The sequence below is a fragment of the Neomesorhizobium albiziae genome (assembly GCF_900114255.1).
Taxonomy (GTDB): domain Bacteria; phylum Pseudomonadota; class Alphaproteobacteria; order Rhizobiales; family Rhizobiaceae; genus Neomesorhizobium; species Neomesorhizobium albiziae.
This window is the reverse complement of record NZ_FOSL01000004.1, coordinates 339,145-347,771: the sequence shown is the minus strand read 5'-3', so window position 1 is coordinate 347,771 and position 8,627 is coordinate 339,145. Positions and strand designations below refer to the sequence as shown.

Genomic DNA, 8,627 nt, shown 5'->3' with positions numbered 1-8,627 from the left:
TCCGTATGTTTCCGTGTGTAACCCTACAGCCCGAATAGCTCGTTAACCGGCACTATTCGATGCATTTCAATAACTTGACGACGGTCAAAAGAAATTTCACCGGACGGATTGTGCTGACGGACGACAATCTGGTCGTCCCGTATGGATACCAATTCCTTAACCCAGGATTCGACGCTGCCCGATTCGTCGAACTTGATTTGAATGACGATGTCGTCGCCCGGCCGCGGTGGGCGATGGGGCGCGATAAAAACCGGGTCACCCTGACGAAAGCGCGGTTCCATAGAGGATCCGACAACATAGAGGGCATAGACGTCGCGCACGCCCTCGATGCCTGGCGGGCACGGCAGCCATTCAATGACGTCGCTGCCGATATGGAGGGCGCCGCCCTCGCTGCCCGCGGCCGTGCCAAACACCGGAACGCTGCGGGCTCGCGCCGTTTGCGGGTCCGGCGGTTCCGGCAATGCGGCATCGTCGCCCTGCAGCCAAGGGACTGTCGTTTCAAGTTCATGTGCGATGCGCGCCGCCGCTTCGGCGTTCATAGTGCCTTTTCGACCCGCCAAAAAATCGCGGATGAAATCTGGCCCGTATCCGGCCGAGCGCGAAACCGCGGCGGCCTTCTTTCCTGTTTCCTGTAGGCGTCTAGCGATTCGCTCGCGAAGCCGCTGAGCGCCATGACCGTTACTGTCAAGCATCGTTTTAACCTTCCCTAGCCCCTTATGCACAATTTTACACGTTTTTTTCCGCATCGAAAGCGGGAATCCTCCGGTTGACAATACGGAAATTTCCGTATGGTATACGCCCTATGGCTAAACAACCCGACATTGAAACCATTCGAGAGCGCTTTGCGGCCGCTGTGACCGCATCCGCAAGATCAGTTGCAGACATAGAATCGGCCGCAGGAATGAAGCGTGACGGCTTACGCGATTTTCTCGCGCACCGAAAGCATCGGCTAAGTCTTTCTGATGCCGCCGCGTTAGCGGTCGAGCTTGGCACTTCGCTTGAATGGCTCGCCGGCATGAGCCGCGCCAAGGTTGAAATTTGAATGTTCGCCGTCGTGTTCATGCCGCGATTTATGCGGCTCGACGGCGCGGGGGTCACGGAAAAAACCGTACACCGATTTTCCGTAGGGGGCTTTGAATGAAAACGAGACCGACGTCCGACCACGATCGCGAAAAGCTGAAAGCGGCGACCGGCCGCTCTATCGATCGCGCCGGCGGCGGCACGCTGCTCGCCGGTCAGACGCGCGTCGAGGCTGCGGCTCTTTCAAAATACAAGGCGCCGCACGAGGACGCGGCGTTCATGCCGATCGACGTTGCGCTCGACGCCGACATGGCCGCCGGGTCGCCCGTCATCCTGTCGGCGATGGCCTCGATCCTTGGTTATGCCGTCACCCCGATCGAGAGCACGACGGGAAAGACAACGCCGGCGCTGGTCGGATCGCTCATTCGCGAGACTGGCGAGGTATCAGCCGCCGTTCTTGAGGCTATGGCCGACGGCCATCTGTCGCCGAATGAGCGCAATGCGATCTCGAAAGAAATCGACGAGGCGCTTGCCGCTTTGTGGCAACTGCGCGCCGGCATTCGCGTCGAGTAACCCACAATGGTCGGCGGCTGCTTTACGATCGTAATCCTCGCACTCGGCTCGATCGCCGTCATTCTCCGCCGCGCATATGCCGCGCCGGGCGCGTTATGTGTGCGCGATTTTCTATTGCTGGCGATCGCCGCCGGCGCGGCGCTTGGCGCCTGGGCTGTCGGCCTCGTGGCGCTCGCCCTGCAGGTGGCGGCATGAGGTCGCTCCGCATTCTCGTTGCCTGCGAATTCACCGGCACGGTTCGCCGCGCTTTTGCGGCGCGAGGCTACGATGCATGGTCATGCGATTTGCTGCCGGCCGAGGACGGTAACAACAAGCATTTGATCGGCGACGTGCGAAACCATCTTAATGATGGATGGGACATGCTCGTGGTCGCGCATCCACCATGCACGCGCCTTTGCAATTCCGGCGTGCGTTGGCTGTCGGCACCTCCCCGCGGCAAGACCCTCGATCAAATGTGGAACGAGTTGGACGAAGGCGCTGCGCTTTTTTCCGATTGTTGGAACGCGCCGATCGAGCGAGTCGCCGTCGAAAATCCGGTAATGCACAAGCATGCTCGGGCGCGCATCCGAAACTATCAGCCGCCGGCGCAAACCGTGCAACCCTGGTGGTTCGGGGACCCCGAATTCAAGGCTACAGGGCTTTATCTTCGCGGACTGCCACCCCTCACGCCAACCAACAAGCTTACCCCGCCTGCCAAGGGCACAGACGAACACAGGACATGGTCGCGCGTGCACCGGATGCCGCCCGGCCCAAATCGCGGAAAGGAGCGGTCGCGCTTCTTTCCTGGCGTCGCCGACGCGATGGCCGATCAGTGGGGTGCGCACGCTCTTGCCGAAATGGAAAGGGCGGCCGCATGAATACCGCCGAGCGCATCCCGCAAGAGACGATCGACAAGGCTCGCGCCTTCGATGTGTTTGCAGTGGCCGCGCGTTACGGCTTCGCCGGCCGCGCTAATCCGTCGGGTGAATCGGTCGGGCCTTGCCCTGGTTGCGGCGGCCGTGACCGCTTTTCGGTTAACAGCAAAAAGAACATATGGCGATGCCGTCAGGGCGCCGGCGACGCGATCGGCGGCGACGCGATAGCGCTCGTGCGGCACGTCGAGAATTGCGGCCTGCGGCGCGCGGTCGAAATCCTGACCGGCAACCTTGCCGACGTCGCGCCGAAAGTCGATTCGACGAAAGCGCAGGCCGAGGAAAACACATTCAGGGAAAAGGAACGGCGCCGCGCTTTCGATCTCTGGCGCGCCGGCATCCCTTTTCCTGACGGCGGCGCGGTTGCCGTCTATCTTTCCCGCCGCAGCTTAGACGCGTTGCCTGCCCGCATGCCTGGCGCACATTGCCGGGAGCATGCCGACTTTCCCTATTGGCACCATGTCGACACTGGTCGCACCGATGCCGCCGGCCGTCCCGTAAAGGAATGGCGCATCATCCATCGCGGCCCGGCGATGCTGTGGCCGATCGTAGCTGCCGACGGGCATTTCCTCGGCCTGCATGCGACATGGGTCAATCCGCGCGGCCCAAAGGGTAAGGCGGAAATCTTCGATCCCACGACCGGCGAACAGCTGCCGGCAAAGAAAGTGCGCGGCTCGAAAAAGGGCGGCCGCATTGTCCTGCGCGACGCGATCCGCAGCGAGCCGGATGCCGGCGTCGGTGAGGGCGTCGAAACGGTGCTGTCCTGGTCCATCCTGCGGAATTTCCGTGGTTCGCTCTATTCGAGCGTCGACCTCGGCAACCTCGCAGGCCGTGCCGCCCGCACGGTCGCGCACCCGTCTCTCAAGATCATTCGTCGCGACGATCGTCAAATGCCGGTGCGCGTCCCCGGTCCAGACCCGCACCCCGACGAGGATCCGGCGAAACTGTTTTCCCCGCACCCCGGCATTGAGCGGCTTTACCTGCTCGGCGACGGCGATAGCGACCCCTTTGCGACCCGTGCCGCCATGTTACGTGCGCAGTCGCGGTTAACGCCGACCGGCCTCGACTGCCCCATCGATTGGGCGCCGGCGCCGCACGATTTCAACTCGCTTTTGATGGAAAGGATCAAGGCCGATGGCATGGAATGAAGCGCAAAAGGCAGAGATCATAAAAGCCTTTTTCGAAACCGGAGACAGCGCCAGCGTGATCGCCTCGCGCTATGGCTGCTCACGCAATGCGATTATTGGCCTCGCTCACCGGCATCGCGCGCGAAACGGCATAGCCCCGCAGACCCGCGCCGCCGTCGGACGTTCGACGCACCGCAAGCCGCAAGGCAAGCCAACTGCGCGGCCGGTGACAAAGCGGCCCGCCCTTGCCATCGGGAAATCGGCGGCATTTGCAGCGGGCCGCGCCGGCACCGCAATGCTTACCAAGGAATTCGCGGCGATCGGGGTGCGGCTGTTGCCGCTTCCGCCGACCGCCCGTTCCGTGCCGCTCGTCGAGCTTGCCGCCGGCGAATGCCGTTTTTCTGTTACGCCGCACCATGCTGGCCGCGATCAACATCGCTTCTGCGGCGCGCCGGCCGACGGCTCCTATTGCGCGCATCACGCGCGTCTTGCTCACGCCTGATCAATCCCAAACGAGGGGGCTTCACTCACAATGGACGCTTTGTTCAATCCGCCGGTTTTCCGCTATACCGTGCGCACACCCGAAACCCGGCACGCCGCCCTGAAAAAGGCCGCCGAACGCGTCGGTATGACGCCCGGTGAGCTTGTGCAGTCGCTGTTCGATTGCCTCGACCTGTCACGCGCCGACGGGGAGGTCAGGATCGCGCGGGAGCATTTCGAAAAGCTGTTTCCGCGGCATGAAACGACAAGGGAACTGGCCGAACGTGCTGCGGCCTGCGGCCTTACGGTGCGTGAATTGAAGGTGTTTCGGGCGCTTGCCGCAGCCGCCGGCGCTATTCGCATCGTGCGGCCCTCGCCGATGGACATCACGACGCGCTCCGGCGTCGCTCCGGCCTATCTCGACACCGTCTATGACAAGCTGCTCGAAAAGGGCTTCATTGCCGTTTCGCCAAGCCAGGGCCGCGGCCGCCGCGCCTTCACAATCGCTCGGATACCGGAGCTTTAAGGCGTGGAAAGTCGCACCTTCCTCGACGGCCGGGTGACGCTCTATCCCGGCGACTGCCTCGACGTGCTCGATCGGCTGGCGCCGAATTCCGTCGAAGCTGTTATCACCGATCCGCCCTACCATTTCGACACGATCGTCGAGCGGTTCGGTAAGTCTGGCGCTGCGCCAGCAAAGTTCGGCAGCGATGGCGTCTTTTCCCGAGCATCGGCCGGCTTCATGGGTAAGGATTGGGACGGCGGCGACATCGCATTCCGGCCCGAGACTTGGGTCAAGGTGTTGCGCGTTCTCAAGCCCGGCGGGCACCTGGCGGCGTTTTCCGCGCCGAAATGCGTGCACAAGATGGCGTTCGGGATCGAGGCCGCCGGCTTCGAAGTGCGCGACAGGATCGTCAATCTGATTGACCCCGACGAACGGGTTGTCGCCTTCCTAGAAAGTCTCTCCCGCTCACAGGCCGACGCCTTGTTCCGGTTGCTCGAGCAATTCGGGTCGCTTGGCGAGGCTTTTTGGGTGTTCGGTTCGGGCTTTCCGAAGAACCATGATCTCGCCAAGGCGATCGACAAGACGTTCGGCAAAAAGGGTGACGTCAACGCCACCGGCGAGCCGGTCAAACGCATGATCCCCGGTGCCGATCAGCATCGGTCGGGATGGGAAAAGAACAATGGTCGGGAATACCAGCCCGGCGACTATGTGCCCGCCACGCCGCAAGCGGCAGCATGGGATGGATGGGGGACGGCGCTCAAGCCCGCCTATGAGCCGATCGTCATCGCCCGTAAGCCGATCGAGGAAAAATCCGTAGCGCGCCAGGTGCTTAAGACCGGCACCGGCGCGATCAATATCGATGCGGGTCGTGTAGAGATCGACGAGGCCGATCGGGCTGCGACCGAACGCAAGAACGCTCATACAAAATTCGGAAGCCGATCACGTGCTAGCGGCACCGTCTATGGCGACGATCATCGAGACCGCAGCGATTACGATGCTTCGCGCGGCCGATTCCCCGCCAACCTGACCCATGACGGCATTGACGGCACGACGGAAGCTTTTCCAGCCGAAGCGCGCAGCGCCGGCATCTATGGCAACGAGCGCAACTCATCCGACGGCATGTTCGGCCGGCGCGTCGGCGGCGCCACCTTTGCCGATAGCGGCTCAGCCGCTCGGTTCTTCTACACGGCCAAAGCCGACGCACATGATCGCATCGGCTCGGGCCATCCGACCGTCAAACCGCTCGACCTGATGCAATGGCTCTGCCGCATGCTGTGCCCGCCCGGCGGCACCATCCTCGACCTTTTCGGCGGGTCCGGCTCGACCGGCGAGGCCGCCTATCGCGAGGGCTTCAACGCGATCCTGATAGAGCGCGACCCGGAATATCAGGCGGACATTGCGCGACGCCTTGAGCACGCGACGGCCGGGCCTGTCAGCCGGCGCCACGCCTCGACCAAGGCGAAAGCCGAGCGGCAGGCGAACGCGACCCCGCACCCCGTCGGCGTCGTCGACGACTTGTTCGGAGTCTAATGGATCGTGACAGCGCATACCCGATCAGACGCCGAACGCGAGGCGATCGCCAAGTGCGCCGCCGAACCGGAACACGATATTGGCAACGCCCGTCGCTTCCTGATTTGGGCGGGTCATGACGTGCGCCATGTGACGCACGTCGGGTGGCACGCCTTTGACGGGCAGCGCTGGCAAGAGGACGAGTCTGGCGCGATTGTCCGGCGTCTCGCTCACAACGCCGCCGAAGCGATTTTCGAAGAGGCAAAAATTCTCGCGCCGAGCATCGCCGATCAAGAAAAGATTGACGCCGCCAAGATTGCCCGCGAGTCGCTTGTCGCGCCGTTTGATGCGCGCGGCGCAAGTCGCGAGGACATGCTCAAGCACACTGCCGACCGGAAGGCCTGGGCGGATGCGATCGCCGCCGCCGAGATCGCCGAGGAACGCGTCGCCGAAAAGCGAGGCACCCGTTTGCGCCATGCGAAGTCGACCTGCGGTTCGTCAAAAATAACCAACATGCTCGCCGAGGCCGCTGCCTATCGCCCGGCGAGCGTCGACGACCTTAATACCGACCTTTACGCCTTCAACGTCGGTAATGGCACCTTGCGCTTTTCGCGAACCGAGGATGAGGAAAGCGACCCGCAAGACCCTCGTTATCGATGGGACGTCCGCCTTGATCCACACAACCGCGACGACCTGATTTCGAAGCTCGCGCCGGTCGACTATCTCGACAATGCGCAGCGGCCGAAGGCTTGGGAAAAGTTTCTCGTGCGCGTGCAACCGTCAAAACCGATGCGCGACTATCTGCAAAGGCTGACCGGCTATGCGCTGCTCGGCCTCAATACCGAACAAATGATCGCGTTTTTCTTCGGCATCGGCCGCAACGGCAAATCGACCTTTGTCGACACGCTGGCGCGCATCTTCGCCGACTATGCGGTGACGCTCTCGATCGACAGTTTCGCCGGCGAGGATCGCCGCTCCGGCGCCGAGGCTACACCCGACCTTGCCCGGCTACCAGGCGCGCGCCTCGTCGCCGCTTCCGAACCTGAGTCCGGGGTGCGCTTCAAGGAAGCCTTGATCAAGCGCCTGACCGGCGGCGAGGCTTTGGCGGTGCGTCGGCTACATCAAGACTTTTTCGAATTCAGCCCTCAATTCACTCTGATTGTGTCGGGAAACCACAAGCCCGTTATCGTCGGCAATGACGACGGCATATGGCGCCGCATCCACCTTGTGCCGTGGAACGAACAAATTCCCAAAGACGAGGTCGACAAGGAACTGCCGCGCAAGCTGCTCGCCGAGGCGCCCGGTATCCTGAAATGGGCGGTCGAAGGGGCGATCGACTTCCTGAATTCTGGCGGCCTGCACCCGCCGCGCGACATTCTCGACGCGACGCAGGAATACCGCGAGGAAGAGGATCCGATCGGCTCTTTCATTCGCAGCGCGTGCGACATTACCGGCGACGAGAGCGACCAGGAAAAGCCGTTCGATCTCTACATGGCTTATGACCGGTACTGCGTCGCGACCGGCACAGTGAAGGTAAAGGACACGACCTTTTATCGCCGCCTGCCTGATGCGGCGCGCCGCACTTGGCCGTCGCCGGATGGCACGACCTCGCAACAATTCCACAAGGCCAAAACCAACGGCACGCCTGTCTATCGCGGCCTACGCGTCCGCGACGAATGGATTGGCCGGGGCATGGCTGATCAAACCGGAAAAGAAGGAACGGGATAAATGGCAAAGGCAGAAGTCCCCGCACAACCCGTCGCCGCTCTTGGTGACGTTGTCGCCTACATTGACAGGAACGGCCGCGAGCAAGAGGGGGAAATCATATGCATCGAGGCCAATTGGAGGAAAGGGCACCCGCCGTCGATCGGTTACACCGTCCGCCATCCCACCTACCGAAACGGCATGTTCCACACAACCGCCGACAGCTTTGTGAAGGTGTTGCCGTGAAGCCCGCCCGCTTGTCGACGGGCGCACCGATGCCGCCGCCTGTTTGGCAAATTTTGTGCGAGTTCGCCAACGGCTCGTGCGTGTGCGCTCACACGGAAAAAGACGATCCGCCTTGCCATGCGGTGACCGTGGTCGAGCGGCGGATCCGCGACCGGCTCTATCACGACATCGCCGAAACGCACCACGTTCGCAGGAAGGCGGCGCGGCCATGACTGACATCGGTTTGGCGCTGGTCATCATTGTTTTCGGGTTGCCGATACTGGCGATCGAGGCCGTTGTGATCGCCGGCGTGGTCTGGTTGATATTCGCGATCGTTGCCGGGAGGATTCGGCTGTGATGCAGGCTATTCAGCATTCGCTAGGCTATGACGAGTTCGGGAACAATCCCGACCTGCTCACGCGGGCCGACAAGCGCAACCTCGATAGAGGCCGGATCGCCAGGGTGAGCGGTGACGCTACCTGCCCCGCTTGCGGCGAGGCGTACAGGCTTCACCCGCCGGTGCAAGGTGCCCTTTGGGCCACACGCGGCTGTTTCGGGCTGGTCAAGCTATGA

At 62.4% G+C, this 8,627-nt stretch carries 14 protein-coding genes; 13 read left to right on the top strand and 1 reads right to left on the bottom strand.

Annotated features, from left to right (window positions below; genetic code table 11):
• Window positions 1-23: 23 nt before the first annotated feature.
• The gene (locus tag F3H98_RS10195; RefSeq protein ID WP_188130384.1) at window positions 24-692 is read right to left on the bottom strand and encodes a S24 family peptidase; all 669 of its coding nucleotides are present in this window, start codon (window positions 690-692) and stop codon (window positions 24-26) included.
• A 110-nt stretch (window positions 693-802) separates the two neighbouring features.
• On the opposite strand from F3H98_RS10195, the gene F3H98_RS10190 reads away from it, so the two are divergent.
• The 13 genes from F3H98_RS10190 to F3H98_RS10135 all read left to right on the top strand — a co-directional run bounded on the left by F3H98_RS10190 (window position 803) and on the right by F3H98_RS10135 (window position 8,627).
• Window positions 803-1,042 (top strand): hypothetical protein, encoded by a 240-nt coding sequence (locus F3H98_RS10190; protein WP_149760028.1) that lies wholly within the window; start codon window positions 803-805, stop codon window positions 1,040-1,042.
• A gap of 95 nt (window positions 1,043-1,137) precedes the next feature.
• A complete protein-coding gene (locus F3H98_RS10185; protein ID WP_149760027.1) occupies window positions 1,138-1,593 on the top strand; it encodes a phage regulatory CII family protein in 456 nt (151 codons plus the stop codon).
• Window positions 1,594-1,599: 6 nt separating this feature from the next.
• Window positions 1,600-1,788, top strand: coding sequence for a hypothetical protein (locus F3H98_RS10180; protein ID WP_149760026.1), 189 nt, complete (start codon window positions 1,600-1,602; stop codon window positions 1,786-1,788).
• Window positions 1,785-2,450 (top strand): hypothetical protein, encoded by a 666-nt coding sequence (locus F3H98_RS10175; RefSeq protein WP_149760025.1) that lies wholly within the window; start codon window positions 1,785-1,787, stop codon window positions 2,448-2,450. The genes F3H98_RS10180 and F3H98_RS10175 overlap by 4 nt, the downstream gene beginning before the upstream one ends.
• The gene (locus F3H98_RS10170) at window positions 2,447-3,652 is read left to right on the top strand and encodes a DUF7146 domain-containing protein (RefSeq protein WP_149760024.1); all 1,206 of its coding nucleotides are present in this window, start codon (window positions 2,447-2,449) and stop codon (window positions 3,650-3,652) included. The genes F3H98_RS10175 and F3H98_RS10170 overlap by 4 nt, the downstream gene beginning before the upstream one ends.
• Window positions 3,639-4,133: a GcrA family cell cycle regulator gene (locus F3H98_RS10165; RefSeq protein WP_149760023.1), complete on the top strand. Its 495-nt coding sequence runs from the start codon at window positions 3,639-3,641 to the stop codon at window positions 4,131-4,133. Before F3H98_RS10170 ends, F3H98_RS10165 begins: the two co-directional genes overlap by 14 nt.
• A 30-nt stretch (window positions 4,134-4,163) precedes the next feature.
• Window positions 4,164-4,637, top strand: coding sequence for a hypothetical protein (locus F3H98_RS10160; RefSeq protein ID WP_149760022.1), 474 nt, complete (start codon window positions 4,164-4,166; stop codon window positions 4,635-4,637).
• A gap of 3 nt (window positions 4,638-4,640) precedes the next feature.
• Entirely contained in the window at window positions 4,641-6,146 is a 1,506-nt protein-coding gene (locus F3H98_RS10155; protein ID WP_149760021.1) for a DNA methyltransferase, read from the top strand.
• Window positions 6,147-6,152: 6 nt separating this feature from the next.
• Window positions 6,153-7,853, top strand: a complete 1,701-nt coding sequence (locus F3H98_RS10150) for a DNA primase family protein (RefSeq protein WP_188130383.1) — start codon at window positions 6,153-6,155, stop codon at window positions 7,851-7,853.
• Entirely contained in the window at window positions 7,854-8,075 is a 222-nt protein-coding gene (locus F3H98_RS10145; RefSeq protein ID WP_149760019.1) for a hypothetical protein, read from the top strand. It begins immediately after the preceding gene.
• Window positions 8,072-8,287, top strand: coding sequence for a hypothetical protein (locus F3H98_RS10140; protein WP_149760018.1), 216 nt, complete (start codon window positions 8,072-8,074; stop codon window positions 8,285-8,287). Before F3H98_RS10145 ends, F3H98_RS10140 begins: the two co-directional genes overlap by 4 nt.
• A complete protein-coding gene (locus tag F3H98_RS32285; protein WP_280177984.1) occupies window positions 8,284-8,412 on the top strand; it encodes a hypothetical protein in 129 nt (42 codons plus the stop codon). The genes F3H98_RS10140 and F3H98_RS32285 overlap by 4 nt, the downstream gene beginning before the upstream one ends.
• Window positions 8,412-8,627 carry a hypothetical protein gene (locus tag F3H98_RS10135; protein ID WP_149760017.1) on the top strand — a complete coding sequence of 72 codons (216 nt, stop codon included), beginning with the start codon at window positions 8,412-8,414 and terminating at the stop codon, window positions 8,625-8,627. Before F3H98_RS32285 ends, F3H98_RS10135 begins: the two co-directional genes overlap by 1 nt.